Raw genomic sequence first — 22,942 nt, forward strand, 5'->3', positions numbered from 1 at the left:
GGGTATTCATTGGGGTTGGATTAAGGGATCTTTTTGGAGCGTCTGACAAGAATCCAAATCCACAAGAACGTCTTTCATAGGGGTTTGTTTTTTGCCTGAAAAGCTCAAAGTCCCGCTCACTAAATTAAAGGTTTGGTTATTCACTTTAATGCCTTTACACAACAAGGTTTCCCCCCTTAAAAACGCTCTTTGCAAAGCGATTTCTTGTTGGTTTTGCTGGTTTTGCTTGTAAGTATAAACGCTGATGCTCGCTCCTATAACCCCTACGATTAAAAAAGCTAAAATCTTTTGTTTGGGGCTTGCTAAACCAAAATCCCTTAAAACTAAAAACAATAAAATCAGCGTTAAAAATAAAACAACCGCTGCACCCATTACATTTCGCCTCTCAATTGATAGGTAATATCCCCCGCTCCAAAGCCTATCACAAAGCCTTTTTCAATCGTTTCTACCACATTATCATTGACTAAGAGCTCTAAAAAATCCCCTTTTTTACGCACCCTGTCTATAAAGGCGGGGTTATAATGTTTAAAATGGGCTTTCAAATCAATGTCTCTTTTGACTTCACTTGCACTATAAACGGGTAAAATGATCAATCTGTCGCAATGCTCTAAAAAACATTTTTTAAACTCTTCTAAATTATCCATTAAGCGAGAATATTTGTGCGCTTGCCAGATCACAATAATTTTTTCTTGCGTGTTCAATAAGTTAGCATAAATCCTAGCGCTTTTTAAAGTGGCGTTAATTTCAGTGGGGTGGTGGGCGTAATCATCAATGAGGATGAGCGCGTTTTTTTGCAAAATATCAAAGCGTTTTTTAATGCCTTTGAAATTCAATAAATTATTTCTAATTTCTTCTAAATTCAATTCATCTAAAGCGCTTAAAATCGCTAAACTCGCATTCGTAGCGTTATGTTCGCCTAACCCCCACACCAAAAAAGCCCCCAAATCTTTCAATTCAAATGAAGTGTAAGGCTCGCCGTCTTTTAAAATGTATTGGATATTATAAATGTCTTTTTTTTCTAAAACAATGGCGTCTTTAGAATAGTTTTTCAAAAAAGGATCTTCTTTATAAATCACTCTTTTTTGAGCATGGTCTAAAAAATATTCATAGGCGGAGAAAAAGCGTTCTAAATCGTGATCATAATGCTCCAAATGTTCTGGCTCTGTGTTAGGCACAATCGCAGCATAAGGGTTGGAAAATAAAAAACTTGAATCGCTTTCATCGGCTTCAAAAACTAAGCTATCATTCGCGCTCTCTCGCACATTGGAATCAAACTCTTTAGAATGCGCCCCAATAATCGCTCCAAAAGCGGGGCAAATCGCGCTCAACATGGCCGTGATACTGCTTTTTCCATGAGCCCCACACACGCTAAAAACGCGCTTGTCTTTAAGGATAGAATACAAAGCGTCTTTACGAGACAAAATAGGGATTTCTAGTTCCTTAGCCCTTTGTATTTCGGTATTGTCTTCTTTGATAATGGCTGAATGGATAATGACATCTTGATTGTTAATCGCTTTTGGATCATGCGGGATATTAACCTCTACGCCTAAAGCTTTCAAATATTTAACGTTAGGGCTTATGGCAATATCAGATCCGCTGATCTTAGCCCCTTGCGCTTTAAGGTATTTAGCTAAGCCTGAAATACCAATCCCCCCTATACCGATAAAATGGATCTTGCAATCTTGTAAGTTTTTGAGTAAAACTTTTGGGGTTTCAAGCATGGTTTTCTCGGTAAGCTTCTATGATTTCTAAAGGCTTTTCTAAAAGGGGGGTGTCATAGACAAGGGCTAAACGCACATAGTCAGCGCCGATATGATTACGCCCTAAATACAAAGCCGGTAAAGTAGTAATGCCTTCATTTTGATAAAGTCTTTTAGCAAAATTTTCGCCGTTTTGAACGGGCAGATACACATAAAAACTATAAGGATAAATGAGCGTGTCTTTAAAGATTTTTCGCGCCAGTTTCAAATTATTCGCATAAATATTGCGGAAAAATTCTGCATGCCTATCATCTAGCCAAGCGATTTCACTAGCCTTTTGGATCGCATTAGCGCTCGTATAGCCTAAATAGGTGCGAAACGCTTTGTATTTTTCTAAAAGGCTGCTATCCCCAGCGATAAAACCACTCCTTAGCCCTGGAGCGCTGGAGCGTTTGGAGAGCGAATGGATCACTGAAACATTTTTAAACGCTCCATTACCAGCCAGCATGCAAGCTTCTAAAAGCGAAGGAGGAGGTGTATTTTCATAAATTTCACTATAACATTCATCATTAATTAAAATAAAATCATGTTTTAAAGCGAGTTTGACCCAAGCGATCAGCTCTTCTAAAGAAAGGGTTCTTCCGGTGGGGTTGTTAGGGGAATTTAAGATCACTAAATCCACTTCTTGCAACTCTTTTTCATTCAAGCTTGGCGTGAAACCATTTTCTTTAGTTAAGGGCATTAAAAGGCTTTTAGCTCTAGCGAATTTTGCTGATCCTTCATAGATTTGATAAAAGGGGTTAGGGTAGGCGATAGTGGGGTTTTGATAGTCAAATAAAACAAAACTAGGGAAATTGAATAACACTTCCCTAGATCCCAGCGTGGAGATGAGTTCGTTTTCTTTCAATTCTATCTTAAAACGGCGTTTAAAAAAACCCCTTTGAGCCGCTCTCAAACCCTCTTCAAACGCGCTTTTAGGGTAGATATTGAGCGAATGGGTGTGGTTTTTGAGAGCGTCTTGAATGAATTTAGGCGTTTCAAATCGCGGCTCGCCGATGCCTAAATCTAGCCCCTTTTTTTTAGGGGTGATCTCTTTAAACAAGGCTCTTAATCGTTCAAAAGGATAAGGCTCAAAGGTCATAGGACTACTTTAATTTAAAATGGAATAGTTGATCTTACCTAAAATTTAAGCGTTATGGTATGAAATCATTAAGAAAGAGTATAATAGCAGATAAGAATTTAACTGATGAAGAGGTTTAATGCTAGAAAATAGAGTTAAGACCAAGAAAATTTTTATCGGTGGCGTCGCCATAGGGGGTGATGCTCCTATTAGCACGCAAAGCATGACCTTTAGCAAAACCGCTGATATTGAAAGCACTAAAAATCAAATTGACCGACTCAAACTCGCCGGGGCTGATTTAGTGAGGGTAGCGGTGAGTAATGAAAAGGACGCCCTAGCCTTAAAAGAATTGAAAAAAGTGTCTCCTTTGCCTTTAATCGCTGATATCCATTTCCATTATAAATTCGCTCTCATTGCCGCTCAAAGCGTGGATGCGATAAGAATTAACCCCGGAAACATCGGCTCTAAAGACAAGATCAAAGCGGTGGTTGATGCTTGTAAAGAAAAAAACATTCCTATAAGAATTGGCGTGAATGCCGGGAGTTTAGAAAAGCAGTTTGATCAAAAATACGGACCCACCCCAAAAGGCATGGTAGAAAGCGCTTTGTATAACGCCAAACTTTTAGAAGATTTGGATTTTACCAATTTTAAGATTTCTTTGAAAGCGAGCGATGTGATTCGCACCATAGAAGCTTACAGGATGCTTCGCCCTCTTGTGATCTATCCTTTCCATTTGGGGGTTACTGAAGCGGGTAATCTTTTTAGCTCCAGTATCAAATCCGCTATGGCTTTAGGGGGGCTTTTAATGGAGGGCATTGGGGATACGATGCGCGTATCCATTACAGGGGAGTTAGAAAATGAAATCAAAGTGGCCAGAGCGATTTTACGCCATAGCGGGCGTTTGAAAGAAGGGATTAATTGGATTTCTTGCCCCACTTGCGGGCGCATTGAAGCCAATTTAGTGGATATGGCGAGCAGGGTAGAAAAACGCCTAAGCCACATTAAAACCCCTTTAGACATTAGCGTGATGGGTTGCGTGGTGAACGCTTTAGGTGAAGCCAAGCATGCAGACATGGCGATCGCTTTTGGGAATCGCAGCGGTTTGATCATTAAAGAGGGTAAAGTCATTCACAAACTGGCTGAAAAGGATTTGTTTGAAACTTTTGTGGTAGAAGTGGAAAATTTAGCTAAAGAAAGAGAAAAAAGTTTAAAGGATTAGGCATGATCAATAAGTTTAAAAATTTTGTGAGCAACTACCAGCAATCTAATAACTATAAAGAGCCTTTAGGCTTTGGCATTGCCAGAGTGGATATTGCCCCTATTTCCAAAAAGATTTTATGCGCCACTTACCCCGTTTTGAACTGGAAAGATGAAAATTTAGGCTCTTATGCGGTGTTTTGCAACTCGCTTTCAAAAGAAAAAATCCTAAAAGAAAGCGCGAGCGAGCGCGTCATTGAGATTGATGAAAGTTTTGTGTTAAAAGCGTTGGATTTTTATACGCCCTTTTTGAATGAAGCCTATTCCAATAAAATGGCTCATAAAAACATCCAAGTGGTTTTAGAACTTTTAAAGGCTTTAGAAGAAAATCGTTTGAAAAATAGCGATGGGGAGTCTCTTTATCGTTTGGTGATCTTGTTTGAAGACAAGCCTTGCGAGAGCGTGGAGAGCGCGTATATGAAACTTTTAGCGCTCTCTTTAGGTAAAGCCCCTTTAAGGAGTTTGAATTTAGAGGGTATTTTTAACCAGCTTTCTAATGCGGCTTGGAGCGGTAACAAGCCTTATGAATTAGAATGGCTTAGAACGAACGAAGTGGCTTTAAAAATGCGAGGCCATTTCCCTAGCATTGATTTTATAGATAAATTCCCGCGCTATTTGATGCAATTAATCCCTGAATTTGACAATATCCGCTTACTGGATAGCTCAAAAACGCGCTTTGGGGCGTATTTAGGGACCGGAGGTTACACTCAAATGCCCGGGGCTAGTTACGTGAATTTTAACGCAGGGGCTATGGGAGTGTGCATGAATGAGGGGCGTATTTCTTCATCGGTGGTGGTGGGAGCAGGCACTGATATTGGTGGGGGAGCGAGCGTTTTAGGCGTTTTAAGCGGAGGGAATAACAACCCCATTAGCATCGGGAAAAATTGTTTGCTAGGGGCTAATAGCGTTACCGGAATCAGTCTAGGCGATGGCTGTATTGTGGATGCAGGCGTTGCCATATTAGCCGGGAGCGTGATAGAAATTGAAGAAAATGAGTTTAAAAAGCTTTTAGAAGTGAATAGCACTTTAGAAAAACATGCCAATAATCTTTACAAAGGCAAAGAGCTTTCCGGAAAAAATGGCGTGCATTTTCGCTCCAATAGCCAAAATGGTAAGCTGATTGCTTTTAGGAGTGTGAAAAAAATTGAGTTGAATCAAAACCTGCATTAAGGATTAAAAGAATGCTCAAAAAAAGTTTGTTATTGCTTGTTTTTTTAGTCTTACAGATTAGCGGTGCTGAAGAAAATAATCAAGCCCCAAAAAACACGCCCCCTGAATTAAACCCCGCTAACGCTAAGGGCGCGCCAAACCCTAACACCCAGATCACTCCTAAAAACGATAATTCTAACCTGTTAGACAAATTAGGTTCGCCTGAAAACGCTCAAACCGAGCTTTCTGCCGGTATTGATTTGGCTAAAAAGGGCGATTATCAAGGGGCTTTCAAGCTTTTTTCCCAATCGTGCGATAATGGTAATGCGGCCGGGTGTTTTGCAGTGGGAGCGATGTATGCTAATGGGGTAGGGATCCAAACCAACAGATTAAAAGCCGCTCGCTATTATGAAATGGGTTGCAGTGGGGGCGATGCGACCGCTTGTGCGAATCTGGCTCAAATGTATGAAAACAAAAAAAACGCTGATTCAAACGATAAAGAAAACGCTTTGCAATTGTATGCGGTGGCTTGTCAAGGGGGGGATATGATCGCATGCAATAATTTGGGGTGGATGTTTGCTAATGGGAGTGGGGTCCCAAAAGATTATTACAAAGCGATAAGTTATTATAAATTTTCATGCGAGAATGGGAATGATATGGGGTGTTATAATCTGGGCTTGATGTCTAATGTGAATAATATTTATGGCATTGATAAGGCACAGCTCAGTCAAGTGGATTTGAATTATTTGGCTTGTAACGCGGGGGATATGATGGGGTGCGCGAATTTAGGCTGGATTTATGCGAATGGGGATTTAGGGGCTCCTTTGAACAACCACTACGCAGCGAAATATTTCCAAATGGCATGCGATGGGGGGATTTTGGGGAGCTGTAACAATTTAGGCGTGCTGTATCAAAAGGGCTTAGGCGTGCCTCAAGACGATCAAAGGGCTTTGGATTTATTCTCGTATGCGTGCGATAATGGTTTTGAGTCAAGCTGCCGTAATTACGGGAATTTCAAAGAGCATTTATTGCGCGTGAATCCTAATTACGGGCGCTTGTTCATGCCGTATAATTCTTATGAGATACCCTAGTAGGGGTATTTTGAAATCATTCTCGCTCCCATTAACTAAACCCCCCTAAAGATCGCATTTTTAAGAGATTACTACTTGCTTTGCGCAAAGCTCTTTTATTTTTTTGAATAAATTCAGCCGCAAATTGCGGTTTTTTCAAAAATTTAAGCTCTTTTTTTTTGATTTAATACTCGGTGCAATGATAATCTCACTTAAAAGGAAAAGCGATGGAAGCGAAACAAAGCAACGTTAACGACTTTTTTGCCTTAACAGGCACGATATTTTCTATCCCTGTATACCAGAGGAACTACACTTGGGAAGAAGAAAATTGCGAAAAATTACTGCAAGATATTATCGGTATTTCTCAAAATAAAAAAACGCATTTCATGGGTTCTATCACTTATATTTTGCATTTGATTGATGATGAAAAGAGCTTAAGGAAACTGCAAGAATTTGTCATCATTGACGGGCAGCAAAGGATTACCACCATCATGCTTTTGCTTAAAGCCATAGAGACCAAGATACCAAATGAAGAGATAAAAAAAGAAATTAACGGACTACTCAATCTTTCCGGACAAAAGTTGCGTCTCAAGCCCATTAAAAGCGACAAAGAAGCCTTTGATCTGGTCATGCAAAATCGATCGCATGAAATACAAGGCGTATCACACATTAGGAATAATTATAAATTTTTCACCAAAGAGCTTGACAATTATATCAGCAAAGGGTATCGCATAGAAGAGATTTATGGCGCATTTTTGCGGCTTAAAATCGTAGCCATAGGCTTAGAGTTGGGCGAAGACGATCCGCAAGTGGTGTTTGAGAGCATCAACGCTACAGGCGTGCAATTAAAAGGGCTAGATCTCATCCGCAACTATCTGATGATGGGAGAAAATTCTGACAGACAGAAACATCTCTATGATACTTATTGGGTTCCTTTAGAAAATTGGCTTGGTGAAAAAGACTTGAATGATTTTATCAAAACTTACCTTAGGATCTATTTTGAAGATAAGGTAAAAGAGGGAGAGCGCGAAGTGTATTACGCGCTAAAAGACCACCACAGAGAAAATTTCTCTGATGATATACAAGGTCTTATGAGCGATATGCGTGAATATGGCAGAATCTATCAAATCTTTTTAGACAGAGATCATTATTTTTTACATCGTGGAGGTCCGCAACAGTTAGCGAATTTACGCTTGTGCATTAAAGATCTTGTGAAAATCAAATTTGGCGTGGCAAAGCCCTTTATTTTGCGTTGCGCTAGAGATTTTGAAGAAGGCAAATTGGATTATGAAAACTTCCATGAAATCTTGCAAATCCTTATTAGCTACTTCGTGCGCCGAAGCGTGTGCGGGGATCCTGTCCCTGCACTTACTGAACTTCTTTATTCTTTATACAGACAGCTAGAAAATGTTTCAGCCGATGCATTGAAGCGGTATTTGGGCAAGAGCGTTGGTCAAGCGGCGTTCCCCAATGACGATAAAATTAAGGTGGCGTTTGCTGTTCGTAACGCTTATGCAGCAAATCAAGTGTGCAAATTCATCTTGCTTGAGATAGAAAAATTAAGTAACGCTGAACCGCCAAAAGAAGAGAGTTTAGAAGTGGAGCATTTCTACCCAAAAACCCCCACCCAAGAATGGCGCGACATGGTGGGGGACTATTTCACTTTTGAACAAGACTGCCTCAATAATTTTGGGAATCTGACCTTATCAGGGCAAAATTAAAAGCTTGGCAACAAACCTTACGAGGCAAAAATTGCACTTATGGAAGAATACAGCTCCTTGCATTTAAACGACTATTTCATCAATAACACCCATTCTTGGGGGATAGAAGAAGTGAGGAATAGGAGCGAATATTTAGCGGATCAATTCTGTCAAGTGGGATTGTTTAAAGATTTGCCTAAAGAATACCGCACCAGAGAGCTTCACAAAACCCTTGATGATGACTTAACTTCCCATAATCTTCAAAGCGTTAAGCTCCCCAATGGCCAAAGGCACATGGCAAGAAACGCTAAGGAATTGGCTAGCGCTGTCATAGACTACTTATTAGAAAACGCCAGAGAAGCCTTTGAAAGCTACACAGACGATGAATATCAAAGATATATTTGTTGGGATAAAGCAAAAGCGCAATTAAGGGATAGAGATGGCACTTTGGTTGTGCCTTTTGAAAAATACGGATTCTACTTTGTGAGCAATGCGAGTTATCAAACGGTGGGCAGTAATCTTAAGGATCTTATCTTAGGCTGCGATCTTAATCCCAGAGATTTTATTGTGGAATAAACAAGCCCCCCAAAGAAATGGGGGGGTTAAAAAAATTTTAAAATCACTTGCCAAAAGCTTGGTGCAAATGCGTGGTTAGGGAGTTAAGATACTGCTCCACTTGGGGATTTTTCACCACATCGTTGCAGATAAAAGTGGGCAACGCTGAAAGCCCTAAAAATTGGAACGCTTTATGCAAATGCAAATACACAACATCCACACCCACCCCTTCAAAAAATTCACTAGGATCATTAAAGGCTTCAATGGGAGCGTTCCAAGTCAAGCTCAACATGTATTTTTTGCCTTGCATCAAGCCCCCTTTCCCGTAGTTTTTAGTGGGGTTTTTCGAACTCCTGCCATCGCTAGCATAAAGCTTCCCATGCCCTGAAGTGAAGACTTCATCAATGTATTTTTTCACAATCCAAGGCTCTCCCATCCACCAGCCAGGCATTTGCCAAATCGTCGCATCAGCACTAACGATCTTTTCCACCTCTTGGCTATGATTATAGCCCTTATCCACGATCGTAGTATCCACTTCTAGCCCCAAAGACTCTAGAGTCTTTTTTGCATGATCAGTCAAGGTTTCATTGAGTTTCCCCCCAGAGCTCCCGAACGCTTTGCCCCCATTAATGATGAGTACTTTTTTCATTTTGTTCCTTTTTTAATAAAATAGGGGGGAATTTTATCCAAATGAAACTTAATGTTAAAGAAATTTCTTTCATCTAAAATAAAAGTTAAAAAATAATCAATTGCCACTACATTATTTTTATTATGTTAAGATAATGAAAATTTATAGTTAAGGAGTGGTCATGTTCTACGATGAAAAAAAGACCTATCAAAAGATTGAAGAACGCCTTGAAGTAATTAGTTCGTTTAACGCCCATAACGAGCATAAAAACTTACAAGATGAGTTTAAAGGTGCGGGCATTTCCAGGCGTGATTTATTGAAGTGGGCGGGCATGATGAGCGCAACTCTAGCCTTGCCGGCTAGTTTCGCTCCCTTGACTTTGAAAGCGGTGGAAGTGGCTAACAGATTGCCTGTGATTTGGTTGCACATGGCAGAATGCACCGGCTGTAGCGAGAGCTTGTTAAGGAGCGCAGACCCCACCATTGATAGCATTATCTTTGATTACATCAACCTAGAATACCATGAGACCATCATGGTAGCGAGCGGTTTTCAGGCTGAAAAAAGCTTGCATGACGCCATAGAAAAGCATAAAAACAATTACATTTTAATGGTAGAGGGCGGTATCCCCCAAGGCACGGAATACTTTCTCACTCAAGGCCCAAACGCTGAAACGGGGGCTGAAGAGTGCAGAAAAGCCGCTCAATACGCAGCCGCTATTTTTGCCATAGGCACATGCTCAAGTTTTGGGGGCGTTCAAGCGGCTTACCCTAACCCATCTAACGCACAACCCTTGCATAAAATCATTGATAAACCCGTGATCAATGTTCCCGGTTGCCCGCCTAGTGAAAAAAATATCGTGGGCAATGTGCTTTATTACTTGATGTTTGGGGCTCTCCCTAAATTGGATGCGTATAACCGCCCCTCTTGGGCTTATGGGAATAGGATCCATGATTTGTGCGAAAGGAGAGGACATTTTGATGCGGGCGAATTTGTGGAACATTTTGGCGATGAAAACGCTAAAAGGGGCTTTTGTTTGTATAAAATGGGCTGTAAAGGGCCTTACACTTTCAACAATTGCTCCAAACTCCGCTTCAATTCACACACTTCTTGGCCCATAGGCGCAGGGCATGGGTGCATAGGGTGTTCTGAGCCTAATTTTTGGGATACGATGAGTCCTTTTGAAGAGCCTTTGGCGAACCGCTCCATTAAAACCGCCTTTGATGGATTAGGGGCTGATAAAGTAGCGGATAAAGTAGGCACGACTTTGCTGAGCGCAACCGCTATTGGCATTGTCGCGCATGTGCTCCTTTCTAAAGCGATCAAAAACAAAGAGTAAGGGATTAACATGTCAAAAAAAATCGTAGTCGATCCTATCACCAGGATTGAGGGGCATTTAAGGATTGAAGTGATCGTAGATGATGATAATGTGATCACTGATGCGTTTTCTTCTTCTACGCTTTTTAGGGGGCTAGAAACGATCATTAAAGGCAGAGATCCACGAGATGCAGGCTTCATCGCTCAAAGGATTTGCGGGGTATGCACTTATTCGCATTATAAGGCCGGCATCACAGCGGTAGAAAACGCTCTAGGCATTACCCCCCCATTGAACGCGCAATTGGTGCGATCTTTGATGAACATGGCACTGCTTTTTCATGATCATGTGGTGCATTTCTATACTTTGCATGGGCTTGATTGGTGCGATATTATGAGCGCTTTAAAAGCCGATCCCATTCAAGCGGCAAAACTTTCTTTCAAATACAGCCCTTATCCCATTAATACCGGTGCCGGCGAATTAAAAGCGGTTCAAAAACGCTTGAATGATTTCGCTAAAGGCGGATCTTTAGGGCCTTTTAGTAACGGCTACTATGGGCATAAAACCTATCGTTTAAGCCCAGAGCAAAATTTAATCGTCTTAAGCCACTACCTCAAGCTTTTAGAAATCCAAAGGGAAGCAGCGAAAATGACCGCTATTTTTGGGGCCAAACAGCCTCACCCACAAAGCCTAACGGTGGGGGGTGTTACGAGTGTTATGGATATATTGGATCCGACGAGATTGGCTGAATGGAAGAGCAAGTTTGAAGTGGTGGCTAATTTTATCAACCATGCTTATTACCCTGATTTGGTGATGGCAGGCGAAATGTTCGCTAACGAACCATCTGTCATTAAAGGCTGTGGCTTAAGGAATTTTATCGCTTATGAAGAAGTGTTGCTCGGAAGGGATAAATACCTTTTGAGTAGTGGGGTGGTGCTTGATGGGGATATTTCTAAACTGCACCCCATTGATGAGAGTTTGATTAAAGAAGAGGTTACGCATTCTTGGTATCAATATGAAGACACTAAAGAAGTGCAACTCCACCCTTATGACGGGCAAACTAACCCGCATTATACCGGTTTAAAAGACGGCGAGAGCGTGGGGATTGAAAATAAAATCATCCCTGCTAAAGTGCTTGACACTAAAAATAAATATTCTTGGATAAAATCGCCCAGATACGATAGTAAGCCCATGGAAGTAGGCCCTTTAAGTTCCGTAGTGGTAGGTTTAGCGGCGAAAAACCCCTATGTTACTGAAGTGGCTACTAAGTTTTTAAAAGACACTAAACTGCCTTTAGAGGCGTTGTTTTCAACGCTTGGGCGCACAGCTGCAAGGTGTATTGAAGCTAAAACGATCGCTGATAATGGCCTTTTGGCGTTTGATGCGTTAGTGGAAAATCTAAAAAGCGATCAAAGCACTTGCGTTCCTTATCACATTGATAAAAATCAAGAATATAAAGGGCGCTATATTGGTCAAGTGCCAAGGGGCATGCTAAGCCATTGGGTGCGTATTAAAAACGGCGTGGTGGAAAATTATCAAGCGGTGGTGCCTTCTACTTGGAATGCGGGGCCTAGAGATTCTCAAAATCAAAGGGGGGCTTATGAAATGAGCTTGATTGGCACTAAAATCGCTGATTTAACCCAGCCTTTAGAAATCATTAGGACTATCCATTCTTTTGACCCATGCATCGCATGCTCAGTGCATGTGATGGATTTTAAAGGACAGTCTTTAAACGAGTTTAAAGTAGAGCCTAATTTCGCTAAATTCTAAAAAGGGTTACGCATGGATAAAATGAATAAGGTCGTTTTACACAAAGAGTATTCAGGTTTTGTGCGCTTTTTCCATTGGGTTAGGGCTTTGAGTATTTTTACTTTAATCGCTACAGGGTTTTACATTGCTTACCCTTTTTTGCAGCCTAATTCCAGCTTTTATAAAGGGGTGTATCTTTTACAAGCTTATGTGCGCTCTTTTCATGTCATGTTTGGGTTTTTGCTCATTAGTGCATTAATCTTTAGAACCTATCTTTTTTTCACTAAAGAAAGCTTGATGGAACGCAGGAGTTTTAGCCAACTTTTAAGCCCAAAAGCTTGGATAGATCAGATGAAAGCGTATTTTCTTATCAGCGGCAAACCCCACACTAAAGGAGCGTATAACCCTATCCAGCTCGTGGCTTATTTCACTTTGGTTGTTTTGATCGTGTTGATGAGTTTGAGCGGGATAGTGCTGTATTATAATGTCTATCATGCGGGGCTTGGAGCGTTTTTAGGAAGCGCTTTTAAGTGGTTTGAGGTGCTTTGTGGGGGGTTAGCGAATGTTCGTTTTATCCACCACTTAGCGACTTGGGGGATTATTTTGTTTGTCCCTGTGCATGTTTATATGGTGTTTTTCCATTCTATTAGGTATGAAAGTTCGGGGGCGGATTCTATGATTAATGGCTATGGTTATACCAAAGAATGAGTCAAAAAATCCTAATTCTAGGCATTGGCAATATCCTTTTTGGCGATGAAGGGATTGGGGTGCATCTAGCCCACTACCTTAAAAAGAATTTTTCTTTTTTCCCTAGCGTGGATATTATAGATGGGGGGACTATGGCACAACAGCTCATTCCTTTAATCACTTCGTATGAAAAGGTTTTGATTTTGGATTGCGTGAGCGCTAAAGGCGTTGAGATAGGCTCAGTCTATGCCTTTGATTTTAAGGACGCTCCTAAAGAAATCACATGGGCTGGGAGCGCTCATGAGGTGGAAATGCTACACACTTTAAGGCTCACGGAGTTTTTAGGGGATCTGCCTAAAACTTTTATCGTGGGGCTTGTGCCTTTTGTGATAGGGAGCGAGACTACTTTCAAGCTTTCAAGCGAGATTTTAAACGCTTTAGAAACCGCCTTAAAAGCCATAGAAAACCAACTCAACGCATGGGGAGTTCAAATGCAACGCACCGATCATATCGCATTAGAATGTATTGCTGAACTCTCTTATAAGGGTTTTTGAATTGGCGTTTGTTTTTCTTTTTAAATGCGTTAATGAAGAAACAAGCCTGAATTTTACGCCCCTTTTAGAGCAAATGGCATGCGATTTGCAAGCGCGTTTTTATAGTGTTTATAAGGACAATACCGCTTCTTTCTACCTCCAAGCGAGCGCTGAAACCACTTTAGAGTTCGCGCAAAAATTAAGCGAGATCTTGCCCTTTTCTTTGGATTTTAGCTTTTTGTCTTTAAAGGAGATCGCAGAGCCTTTAGATGAAAATCTTTTCCAAACAACAAGCCCTTCAAAGCCCCTTTTTATGAACGCTAAAGAGCATCAAGATTTTTTAGACAAAAATTCATCTTTGTATGCCAATGCGTTGGGTTTTGTCAAAAACACCGCTTTTAAGGGGGCTATAATCCATAGCCCTAAAGAGCTTATAGATTGCTTAACCCAATTAAAAGGCATGCTCAAAACACAGGATTTTATCCCTGTTCACACTTCTAGGGGGGCGTTATCCCTTTCTTTAAAAAATCCCTCTCCAAGCGTTATTTTTAGCGATCTTTCTAGCGTTTTGAGCTGCACTAAATTGCCTTTAGAGGACGCTAAATATTTGGCCAGTTTGGAAAAACCATCCATCAAAGCCCCATTAAAAAGCGTGTTTAAAGACACTTTTAAAAACGATGAAATCATAGCCCAACTACCCTATGACCCCATATTGAATTTATTGTGCCGTATTTTACAAGATGAGGGGATAGAATTTGTTTTTATGCATGAAAGCCGTTCTTGTGAAGCGCTGTTACATTATGAAGCGCTTTTTAAAACCCCTAAACGCTTGATCACACCCACTAAAAAATTCGTGCTAGAAAATAATTTTTCTACCTTTCCCTTTAAAGATGAATTAGAGTTTTTAAGCGCAACCCCCAATTCTATCGTTCTATATTTTAGTTTCAAGCGCCCTACAAGGTTGTTATTGCATGCTAATGGTTCTTTAAAAACGCTTTTAAGCATTAGTTTTGATTTCAATCAAATATTTAACCTCCTCAAACAAGATGAAAAAGCCTCCAGAATGCTACAAAACTACGCTACTAAATTCCCTGATTTTTACGCGCGCCTTTTAGAGCTTTCTAAATACAATCTAGGGGGCGCGAATTTATTGGATTTTTTTCGCATTTTAGGGTTTGTTTTGGGTTATAGCGAGGATTTTTGCACGCAGAGCGTTATTCCTTTGGCCAAAGAATGCTTACGCCCTAAAGGCCCTAGGATTGATTATAAAATCCTTAAAGACGATTCTTTGAAAATGGCTTTAAACTTTTCAAAGATCATGCACAGCGCGATGAGTTTCAGGCTCGCAGGCGTGGAAAATGAAATCTTGAGTTTGGGGATTTTGGATTCTTTAGCGGAGTTTTTAGGGAATTTCATTTGGGATAACGCACAAAATTTTAGCGTCCAAGAAGTAACGATCGCTGGGGATTTCTTTGGCGAAAAAGTGTTTTTGGATTTGTTTGTGCGGTATTTCCCTAAAACCCTAGCCCTTAAAACGCACGAGTTTTTGGATTATGAATAAGGGCTTAAAAGCGGATGTGTATCATCAACCCGCCGTCCATGTATTGGGTTTTTTTGCTTTTAGTCCTTTCAAAATAAGGTCCAAAAGATAAAGTCTTATTGAAGTCAATGATTGGAACGCTCACCCCTTCGGCGATATTGTTTTTAGCGAGTTGTTTGTAAAATTTTTTATCGCTTTTTTTATGGCTTTTAAGCTTAGGGCTTTTTTCTAAATCTATGCCTTCTAAAGCGCTATTTTTAGTGAAATCATAAAGCTTTTTGTCGTTTTTAGCCTCGGTTTTTAATCCATGGTTTTTATGGAGTTTGTAAAACTTTTTACTGCTCTTTTTGCCGTTTTTGGTTTCGGTTTCTAAATCTGTTGCAAACGCGCTACTACAAGCCACAAGCGATACAAGAAATAAATTTCTAACTATACGCATAAGAATATCTCCTCTTAATATAGTCTTTTTCTATCACACCACCCTAGCATGTTAGAAATAACCATTAGAAAACACAAGTGCGTTTGAGCAAAAACACCAACACGCTTATTGTTTAGTGCAAGCTGTTTTAAGCTAATCAATAAAAAGCGTAAGGGAAGTATCCAGGCGCTCCATACCCATAAGGCCCATAAGGCATAAGGCCAGACCCATAAGGCATGAAACCATAGGGCATGTAATAATAAGGCATGTAATAGCCTCCATACATCCCGTTTTGCATGGGCGAATTGAGATTATCCACTGAATTGTAAAAGCCGTTTAAAGACCCATAAGCGTTATAATTAGTGAAACGATTGATTAAGGGCGTGGTGTGCGCATCAATAGTGGCGTTTTCTTGCTGGATAGCCTTTTCTTCTCTGGCGACTTCTTGGGCTTTAGTCTCTTTAGGATCTTTAACTAGCACTTCTTCTATAGGCACATTCGCCCCACAAGCGCTTAACAGATAGGCTAAAAAGCCAGCGTTTAAAAAAAGAATGGTTTTAGAGAGGTGAGCGGATTGGTTGGGTAAAAAAGTTTTATTGTTTTGATGCATGGGATTTCCTAAATTTAAAAATAACTAAAGATTAACATGTTTTTAATTCAATATCCATTAAGCTTTTGTGGCTATTTCATTTTAATTTTGTTTTCCATTAAAACCCAATAACTAAAATCTTATTTTTATGATAAACTACCTAGTCATAATATCAAATCTTAAACCAAAGAAAAACCATGAAAAAAACCCTTTTACTCTTTCTCTCTTTCTTGTTTTGGCTCCACGCTGAAAGGAATGGATTTTATTTGGGTTTAAATTTTGCAGAAGGAAGCTATATTAAAGGACAAGGCAGCATCGGCGAAAAAGCTTCAGCAGAAAACGCCTTAAATCAAGCGATCAATAACGCAAAAAATTCATTATTCCCCGAACAAAACACAAAAGCCATAAGAGATGCACAAAACGCCTTAAACAAAGTGAAAGATTCAACAAAAATCGCTAACCGATTCGCAGGAAATGGTGGATCGGGCGGTCTTTTTAATGAACTCAGCTTTGGGTATAAATATTTTTTGGGTAAAAAAAGGATTATAGGGTTTAGGCACTCTCTTTTTTTCGGTTACCAACTTGGTGGCGTTGGTTCTGTTCCTGGCAGCGGTTTAATCGTTTTTTTACCCTATGGTTTCAATACGGATTTGCTCATTAATTGGACTAACGATAAGCGAGCGTCCCAAGAATATGTTGAACGAAGGGTAAAAGGGCTCTCTATATTTTACAAAGACATGACCGGCAGAACGCTAGACGCTAATACATTAAAAAAAGTATCAAGGCATGTATTTAGAAAATCTTCAGGGCTTGTGATTGGCATGGATGTAGGGGCTAGCACTTGGTTTGCAAGCAACAATCTCACCCCTTTTAATCAAGTCAAGAGCCACACGATTTTTCAGTTACAAGGAAAATTTGGCGTTCGTTATAATAGCGATGAATACGATATTGATCGCTATGGCGATGAAATATATCTTGGGGGTTCTAGTGTTGAATTAGGGGTTAAAGTGCCAGCTTTTAAAGTCAATTACTATAGCGATAATTATGGGGATAAATTGGATTATAAAAGAGTGGTGAGCGTTTATCTTAACTATACATATAACTTTAAATAACTTTAAAAATTAAGACACGCTTTTTTTAGTTGGTTTTTTAAAACAAAGCCTTATTTTTGATGAGATTCAAACTCTTCATAGCCTTTTTTTCTCAATTGGCATGCCGGGCATTCATCGCAGCCATAACCATAAGCATGCAAAATCTTTCGCTCTCCTTGATAGCATGTGTGCGTTTCTTTGATGACTAAATCTAAAGCCCCCAAATCTTTAGCCATTTGAAATTCTTGCGCTTTATTCAAAAACATTAAAGGCGTTAGGATTTTAATCGCCGTGTTTGATCCTAAATTGAGCGCATGCTCGATGCTTTTAATGAAATCTTCTTTACAATCCGGATAGCCGCTAAAATCCGCTTGCGAAACCCCTAAAGCGATGTTACTAGCCCCTATTTTTTGCGCATAAGAATGCAAAAGGGTGATAAAAATAGCGTTACGATTAGGCACAAAAGAGTTGGGTAAATCTTTATTTTGCGCATGCGAATGCCCTATTAAATCGTTAGAGTTTTTAAAAAGCGCAGAGTGGGTGATATTTTCTAAAAAATCTAATGAGATGATTTCATAGGGGAGTTGTAAAAGAGAAGCGATTTTTTGAGCGCATTCTAATTCCACAGAGTGTTTTTGCGCGTAATCAAACCCCACTAAATGGACTTTTTTAAAACGCTTTTTCGCCCATACGGCTAAAGTGGTGCTGTCTTGCCCGCCACTAAAACTGATTGCACAAATTTCTTGTTCCATCAAAATTCCTTGAAAATTCTAAAAAGATATAATAACACAAAGAAATTTTAAGAGTAAAAAGCGTGTTTGAACTAGACAAAGAATTAAAAGAATTGTTTGACATTTATGAAAAATCCCCTTATGAGCTTTACTTGGTAGGGGGGTGCGTGCGCGATCATTTAATGGGTATTACCCCAAAAGATTACGATTTAACCTCAAACGCTTTAGTCAATGAAAGTAAAGAGCTTCTTTTAAAGCGCCATTTTAGGGTGCTAGAAACCGGCATCAAACATGGCACGATCACGGCTCTTAAAAACCATCAGAGCTATGAAATCACAACTTTTAGAATTGAAAAAGGGCATATCAAGCACCGAAAGCCTAAAGAATTGGTTTTTAGCGCTCATTTGACAGACGATTTAAAGCGGCGCGATTTTAGCATGAATGCGATCGCTTATAGCCCTACAAAAGGGATTATTGATCCTTTTAAAGGGCAGAATGCGATTGAAAATCAAACGATTGAATGCGTGGGGGAAGCGCGATTGAGGTTTTTTGAAGACGCTTTAAGGATTTTAAGAGCGTTGCGATTTAGCGCGACTTTAGGCTTTAAGATAGCGCCAAACACCAAAAGAGCGGTTTTTGCGTGTAAGGATTTGTTAAAACACCTCTCCAAAGAGCGCTTACAAAGCGAGTTGAATAAGCTTCTTATGGGGAAAAACGCCTATGAAGTGGCCAAAGAATATCAAGAAATTTTAGAGTTGGTTATTCAAGAAAAAATAGAAAATTTAGGGTTTTTAAAAAACGTGCCTTTCAATCTGGAATTAAGATTGTTAGGGTTTTTTAAACATCAAAAAAGTTTAGAAAATCTACGATACCCTAAAAAAACATGTGTTTTATTTACTCAAGCTAAAGAATGCCATAAAGCTTTTTTAAATATTCATAACAAAACAGAGTTAAAATTTTTATTGAAAAACTACGATTTAGAGCCTTTTAATTTGGCTTTAGATTTTTATGCACTCAAAAACCCCAAACACGCTTTAAAAATTAAAAGATTATTAAAAGAAATCTTTGATTCTAACGAGCCTTTTAAAAAAGAGCACCTAGCCCTTAAGGGCGGTGCGCTTCAAAGCTTGGGTTATCAGCACCAAAAAATCGGCGAAATTTTAAACGCATGCTTAAATTTAGTCATTGAAAATCCTAAAAATAACGCTTTAGAGTGGCTGATAAAATGGGTTAAAGATCATTATTTACCTAATGATGCTATAAATCACTCGCCAATAGGCAGAAAAAATTAAAAACAGAGAAAACATGATAACGATGAATGCGATTCAATGGCCTAAGAAATGGGTTCCAGGAGAGACTGATAATTTTGTGTCCAATGAAGTCATTGTCAAAGGTTTGGATTTTAATAAAGTGGTGCAACACTTAAGAGACGCGTCCCATTGGGAAAAGTATTACAAAAATTCAGGGAATGTCCGCATGCATAATCAAGACAATACTATTCTTAAAGACAAGACTCGTTTCCGTTTTGAAACTTTTGGCTTTTTAGTGGAGGCACAGGTGGAAGAGTTTGAATTGAAAGACACCATACTGCGTTTGGCTTGGAGAGGTTGGAATGAAGCTAAAGGCGATGAGTATCTTGAAGTCTATCACGCATGGCTAGTTGAAAAATTAGATAATGATCGTGTGCGTATTTTAACCCAAGAAACTCAGTTAGGAGTCTCTGCTAAAGCTTTAGCGAAATCTGTGCCTAATGCGATGCTAAATGGCCATCAAGCTTGGTTAGATGGTTTAGTGGCGTATTCACGCTAATAAGTGAGGATTGAATGAAAATCGGATGGATTGGACTAGGGGCTATGGGGACTCCTATGGCGGCTCGCTTGCATGATGCAAATTTAGAAGTGTCGGTTTATAACCGAACAGAGAGCAAAGCAGTCTCCTTAAAAGAAAAGGGCGTAGTGGTTTATACTAGCCCCATAGATTTGGCCGCTAAAGTTGATCTGATTTTTACCATGCTTTCGGATAAAACGGCGATTGATGCTGTTTTAGCGCCAGAATTTTGGGAACAGATGTCTAAAAAAATCGTGGTGAATATGAGCACTATCGCCCCTTTGGAAAGCTTATCTTTAGAAAAAATCGCTCAAAAGCATCAAGTAACCTACCTTGAAGCGCCCGTTTCAGGATCGGTTGGCGCAGCCAAAGCCGGGGCGTTATTGATTTTAGCGGCAGGCGATGAAGAAGTTATCTCTAAACTCAAACCTGTTTTGGCGCATTTGGGGAGTCAAACTTTTTATTTGGGTAAGATTGGTCAAGGGACAGGGGCTAAATTATCCATTAATAGCCTTTTGGCTCAAATGGGGGTCGCTTATTCAGAAGCTTTGCTGTTAGCCAAACATTTAGGAGTTGATGCAGAGTTGTTTTTACAAATTATTGGCCAATCTGGCATGAATTCGCCTCTCTTTCAAGCTAAAAAAGGCATGTGGTTGCAAGATAGCTATCCGGCCGCTTTCAGTTTGAAACTCATGCTCAAAGACATTCGTTTAGCTAACAATGAAGCAGGAGAGGCGATTCAATTACCATTCTTATCTAAAGCGCAAGAGCTTTATTCTCAAGCGGAAAAATCCGGTTTAGGCGAAATGGATATGGCAGCCGTTTATCATTATTTAGAAAAAGGAGAACATTAAAATGGACAGAGAACAAGTGGTTGCTTTACAGCACCGACGATTTGCTGCAAAAAATACGATCCCAATCGCCGTATTTCCCAAAAGGATTGGGAAGCTTTGGTTGAAGTGGGGAGATTAGCCCCTTCTTCAATCGGGCTTGAACCATGGAAAATGCTTTTATTGAAAAATGAACGCATGAAAGAAGATTTAAAACCGATGGCCTGGGGGGCGCTTTTTGGTTTAGAGGGATCGAGCCATTTTGTCATTTATCTTGCGCGAAAAGGCGTTACTTATGACAGCGATTACGTTAAGAAAGTGATGCATGAAGTTAAAAAAAGGGATTATGACACCAATTCCAGGTTCGCTCAAATCATCAAAAATTTCCAAGAGAACGATATGAAACTCAATAGCGAACGATCTTTGTTTGATTGGGCCAGCAAGCAGACTTATATCCAAATGGCGAACATGATGATGGCAGCGGCCATGTTAGGGATTGATTCTTGCCCGATTGAAGGGTATGATCAAGAAAAAGTGGAGGCTTATTTAGAGGAAAAGGGCTATCTGAACACGGCGGAATTTGGCGTGTCGGTAATGGCTTGTTTTGGTTATCGCAACCAAGAAATCACCCCTAAAACCCGTTGGAAGACAGAAGTTATTTATGAAGTGATTGAATAAAAACGCTTTTAGCTTTTTGATAACCAACCATAAAAAGCTTGGCGTTAGCCAAGCGCTAATCTCTTAAATGATGCCCATTCATGTTTGATAAAACAGAACTACCACAACACAATTAAGTATTCTTTAGGTATAATCAAAAACTATTTTTAAATAAAGGGTTTTTATGCTTCGTTTTGCGCCTTCGCCTACAGGGGATATGCACATAGGGAATTTAAGGGCAGCCATTTTCAATTACATTGTAGCCAAACAGCAACACAAACCCTTTCTCATTCGCATTGAAGACACGGACAAAGAGCGTAACATTGAAGGCAAAGACCAAGAAATTTTAGAGATTTTAAAGCTTATGGGGATAAGTTGGGACAAGCTCGTGTATCAAAGCCATAACATAGATTATCACAGAGAAATGGCAGAAAAATTACTGAAAGAAAATAAAGCGTTTTATTGTTATGCGAGTGCGGAGTTTTTAGAAAGAGAAAAAGAAAAAGCCAAGAATGAAAAACGCCCTTTCAGGTATTTAAACGAGTGGGCCACTTTAGAAAAAGACAAAAACCATGCCCCTGTGGTGCGTTTAAAAGCCCCAAATCATGCGGTGTCTTTCAATGATGCGATTAAAAAAGAAGTGGAATTTGAGCCTGATGAATTGGATTCTTTTGTGCTTTTGAGACAGGATAAAAGCCCTACTTATAATTTCGCTTGTGCATGCGATGATTTGCTCTATGAAATCAGTCTGATCATTAGAGGCGAAGATCATGTGAGTAACACCCCCAAACAAATCTTAATCCAGCAAGCTTTAGGCTCAAGTGATCCGATTGTTTATGCGCATTTGCCCATTATTTTAGATGAAGTAAGCGGTAAAAAGATGAGCAAAAGAGATGAAGCCTCCAGCGTGAAATGGCTTTTGAATCAAGGGTTTTTACCGGTTGCGATTGCAAATTACCTCATCACTATCGGTAATAAAGTACCTAAGGAAGTTTTTAGCCTTGATGAAGCGATAGAATGGTTTAGTTTAGAAAATCTTTCCAGTTCCCCGGCTCATTTTAATTTAAAATATTTAAAACACTTAAACCACGAGCATTTAAAGCTTTTAGACGATGAAAAGTTATTAGAACTCACTTCAATAAAAGATAAAAACCTCCTAGGGCTTTTAAGATTATTTATAGAAGAATGCGGCACGCTTTTAGAATTGAAAGAAAAAATTTCGTTGTTTTTAGAGCCAAAGGATATTGTTAAAACTTATGAAAATGAAGATTTTAAAGAGCGTTGTTTAGCGCTTTTTAACGCTCTAAAAAGCATGGATTTTCAAGCGTATAAGGATTTTGAAAGTTTTAAAAAAGAAGCCATGCGATTAAGCCAGCTTAAGGGTAAGGATTTTTTCAAACCTTTGCGCATTCTTTTAACCGGGAACTCGCATGGCGTTGAATTGCCTTTGATCTTCCCCTATATCCAAAGCCATCATCAAGAAGTTTTAAGGCTCAAAGCATGATATTTTCTACCCTTATTAATGCGATAGCGGTGATTTTAAGCTCGCTCCTTACGATTTATATGTGGGTGGTGATCATTTATTCGCTTATTGGCTTTGTGCAGCCTAACCCTAATAACCCCATCATGCAAATCCTCTCTCGCTTATGTGAGCCGGTGTTTTATTTTTTACGCTCTAGATTCAAGTTGGTGTTTAACGGGTTGGATTTCTCTCCTTTAGTAGTGGTCATTGTTTTGAAATTCTTGGATCTCACGCTCATTCAGTGGTTTTTCATGCTTGCTAAAAACCTTTAAAGAAA

21 protein-coding genes and 2 pseudogenes are annotated in these 22,942 nt (G+C 39.6%); 16 read left to right on the forward strand and 7 right to left on the reverse strand.

What is annotated here, in order from left to right; translation table 11 throughout:
* Nucleotides 1-6 precede the first annotated feature (6 nt).
* Genes KX581_RS01965 through KX581_RS01975 form a run of 3 tightly spaced genes read right to left on the reverse strand, consistent with a single transcriptional unit; the run spans nucleotide 7 to nucleotide 2,841 of the window.
* Complete coding sequence (locus tag KX581_RS01965) at nucleotides 7-372, reverse strand: hypothetical protein (RefSeq protein WP_231175433.1); 366 nt, start codon at nucleotides 370-372, stop codon at nucleotides 7-9.
* Complete coding sequence (gene murC / locus KX581_RS01970) at nucleotides 372-1,721, reverse strand: UDP-N-acetylmuramate--L-alanine ligase (protein WP_231175434.1); 1,350 nt, start codon at nucleotides 1,719-1,721, stop codon at nucleotides 372-374. The genes KX581_RS01965 and murC overlap by 1 nt, the downstream gene beginning before the upstream one ends.
* Nucleotides 1,714-2,841 (reverse strand): succinyldiaminopimelate transaminase, encoded by a 1,128-nt coding sequence (locus KX581_RS01975; RefSeq protein ID WP_231175435.1) that lies wholly within the window; start codon nucleotides 2,839-2,841, stop codon nucleotides 1,714-1,716. The genes murC and KX581_RS01975 overlap by 8 nt, the downstream gene beginning before the upstream one ends.
* Before the next feature lie 118 nt (nucleotides 2,842-2,959).
* Here KX581_RS01975 and ispG point away from each other — a divergent pair, with 118 nt between their 5' ends.
* The 4 genes and pseudogenes from ispG to KX581_RS01995 all read left to right on the forward strand — a co-directional run bounded on the left by ispG (nucleotide 2,960) and on the right by KX581_RS01995 (nucleotide 8,572).
* A complete protein-coding gene (ispG, locus tag KX581_RS01980) occupies nucleotides 2,960-4,039 on the forward strand; it encodes a flavodoxin-dependent (E)-4-hydroxy-3-methylbut-2-enyl-diphosphate synthase (RefSeq protein WP_231175436.1) in 1,080 nt (359 codons plus the stop codon).
* Nucleotides 4,040-4,041: 2 nt separating this feature from the next.
* Nucleotides 4,042-5,247 (forward strand): 2,3,4,5-tetrahydropyridine-2,6-carboxylate N-succinyltransferase, encoded by a 1,206-nt coding sequence (locus KX581_RS01985; RefSeq protein ID WP_180604768.1) that lies wholly within the window; start codon nucleotides 4,042-4,044, stop codon nucleotides 5,245-5,247.
* Between the two features lie 11 nt (nucleotides 5,248-5,258).
* The gene (locus KX581_RS01990; protein WP_231175437.1) at nucleotides 5,259-6,317 is read left to right on the forward strand and encodes a tetratricopeptide repeat protein; all 1,059 of its coding nucleotides are present in this window, start codon (nucleotides 5,259-5,261) and stop codon (nucleotides 6,315-6,317) included.
* 206 nt (nucleotides 6,318-6,523) lie between these two features.
* A pseudogene (locus KX581_RS01995) lies at nucleotides 6,524-8,572 on the forward strand (DUF262 domain-containing protein).
* Nucleotides 8,573-8,615: 43 nt separating this feature from the next.
* On the opposite strand, the gene mdaB reads toward KX581_RS01995, so the two are convergent.
* Nucleotides 8,616-9,200: an NADPH:quinone oxidoreductase MdaB gene (gene mdaB, locus KX581_RS02000; RefSeq protein WP_180629940.1), complete on the reverse strand. Its 585-nt coding sequence runs from the start codon at nucleotides 9,198-9,200 to the stop codon at nucleotides 8,616-8,618.
* Nucleotides 9,201-9,360: 160 nt separating this feature from the next.
* Here mdaB and KX581_RS02005 point away from each other — a divergent pair, with 160 nt between their 5' ends.
* Genes KX581_RS02005 through hydE form a run of 5 tightly spaced genes read left to right on the forward strand, consistent with a single transcriptional unit; the run spans nucleotide 9,361 to nucleotide 15,021 of the window.
* Nucleotides 9,361-10,515 carry a hydrogenase 1 small subunit gene (locus tag KX581_RS02005; RefSeq protein ID WP_180629943.1) on the forward strand — a complete coding sequence of 385 codons (1,155 nt, stop codon included), beginning with the start codon at nucleotides 9,361-9,363 and terminating at the stop codon, nucleotides 10,513-10,515.
* A gap of 9 nt (nucleotides 10,516-10,524) precedes the next feature.
* Nucleotides 10,525-12,261, forward strand: coding sequence for a nickel-dependent hydrogenase large subunit (locus tag KX581_RS02010; protein ID WP_180629944.1), 1,737 nt, complete (start codon nucleotides 10,525-10,527; stop codon nucleotides 12,259-12,261).
* A gap of 12 nt (nucleotides 12,262-12,273) precedes the next feature.
* Nucleotides 12,274-12,948, forward strand: a complete 675-nt coding sequence (gene cybH, locus KX581_RS02015; RefSeq protein WP_231175438.1) for a Ni/Fe-hydrogenase, b-type cytochrome subunit — start codon at nucleotides 12,274-12,276, stop codon at nucleotides 12,946-12,948.
* Nucleotides 12,945-13,481 carry a hydrogenase biosynthesis protein HydD gene (hydD, locus tag KX581_RS02020; protein WP_231175439.1) on the forward strand — a complete coding sequence of 179 codons (537 nt, stop codon included), beginning with the start codon at nucleotides 12,945-12,947 and terminating at the stop codon, nucleotides 13,479-13,481. Before cybH ends, hydD begins: the two co-directional genes overlap by 4 nt.
* A gap of 1 nt (nucleotide 13,482) precedes the next feature.
* The gene (hydE, locus tag KX581_RS02025) at nucleotides 13,483-15,021 is read left to right on the forward strand and encodes a hydrogenase biosynthesis protein HydE (protein WP_231175440.1); all 1,539 of its coding nucleotides are present in this window, start codon (nucleotides 13,483-13,485) and stop codon (nucleotides 15,019-15,021) included.
* A gap of 4 nt (nucleotides 15,022-15,025) precedes the next feature.
* Here hydE and KX581_RS02030 read toward each other — a convergent pair whose 3' ends face one another.
* Both KX581_RS02030 and KX581_RS02035 read right to left on the reverse strand, forming a co-directional pair.
* Entirely contained in the window at nucleotides 15,026-15,439 is a 414-nt protein-coding gene (locus KX581_RS02030) for a hypothetical protein (RefSeq protein ID WP_231175441.1), read from the reverse strand.
* Nucleotides 15,440-15,575: 136 nt separating this feature from the next.
* A complete protein-coding gene (locus KX581_RS02035) occupies nucleotides 15,576-16,028 on the reverse strand; it encodes a hypothetical protein (RefSeq protein WP_231175442.1) in 453 nt (150 codons plus the stop codon).
* Between the two features lie 176 nt (nucleotides 16,029-16,204).
* On the opposite strand from KX581_RS02035, the gene oipA reads away from it, so the two are divergent.
* On the forward strand, nucleotides 16,205-17,119 hold the full coding sequence (gene oipA, locus KX581_RS02040) for an outer inflammatory protein OipA (protein WP_231175443.1): 915 nt from the start codon (nucleotides 16,205-16,207) through the stop codon (nucleotides 17,117-17,119).
* 50 nt (nucleotides 17,120-17,169) lie between these two features.
* On the opposite strand, the gene queC is transcribed toward oipA, so the two are convergent.
* A complete protein-coding gene (gene queC, locus KX581_RS02045) occupies nucleotides 17,170-17,850 on the reverse strand; it encodes a 7-cyano-7-deazaguanine synthase QueC (protein ID WP_231175444.1) in 681 nt (226 codons plus the stop codon).
* Nucleotides 17,851-17,912: 62 nt separating this feature from the next.
* Between queC and KX581_RS02050 the strand changes: the two genes are divergently transcribed.
* The 6 genes and pseudogenes from KX581_RS02050 to KX581_RS02075 all read left to right on the forward strand — a co-directional run bounded on the left by KX581_RS02050 (nucleotide 17,913) and on the right by KX581_RS02075 (nucleotide 22,937).
* Complete coding sequence (locus KX581_RS02050) at nucleotides 17,913-19,121, forward strand: CCA tRNA nucleotidyltransferase (RefSeq protein ID WP_231175445.1); 1,209 nt, start codon at nucleotides 17,913-17,915, stop codon at nucleotides 19,119-19,121.
* Nucleotides 19,122-19,134: 13 nt separating this feature from the next.
* Complete coding sequence (locus KX581_RS02055) at nucleotides 19,135-19,638, forward strand: SRPBCC family protein (RefSeq protein ID WP_231175446.1); 504 nt, start codon at nucleotides 19,135-19,137, stop codon at nucleotides 19,636-19,638.
* Between the two features lie 14 nt (nucleotides 19,639-19,652).
* Nucleotides 19,653-20,510, forward strand: coding sequence for an NAD(P)-dependent oxidoreductase (locus KX581_RS02060; RefSeq protein ID WP_231175447.1), 858 nt, complete (start codon nucleotides 19,653-19,655; stop codon nucleotides 20,508-20,510).
* Between the two features lies 1 nt (nucleotide 20,511).
* A pseudogene (gene frxA / locus KX581_RS02065) lies at nucleotides 20,512-21,164 on the forward strand (NAD(P)H-dependent flavin oxidoreductase FrxA).
* Nucleotides 21,165-21,327: 163 nt separating this feature from the next.
* Entirely contained in the window at nucleotides 21,328-22,647 is a 1,320-nt protein-coding gene (gltX, locus tag KX581_RS02070) for a glutamate--tRNA ligase (protein ID WP_231175448.1), read from the forward strand.
* The gene (locus KX581_RS02075) at nucleotides 22,644-22,937 is read left to right on the forward strand and encodes a YggT family protein (protein WP_231175449.1); all 294 of its coding nucleotides are present in this window, start codon (nucleotides 22,644-22,646) and stop codon (nucleotides 22,935-22,937) included. The genes gltX and KX581_RS02075 overlap by 4 nt, the downstream gene beginning before the upstream one ends.
* The last annotated feature ends 5 nt before the right edge of the window (nucleotides 22,938-22,942 follow it).

The sequence above is a fragment of the Helicobacter pylori genome (assembly GCF_021062735.1).
In the GTDB taxonomy this organism is placed as follows: domain Bacteria; phylum Campylobacterota; class Campylobacteria; order Campylobacterales; family Helicobacteraceae; genus Helicobacter; species Helicobacter pylori_DN.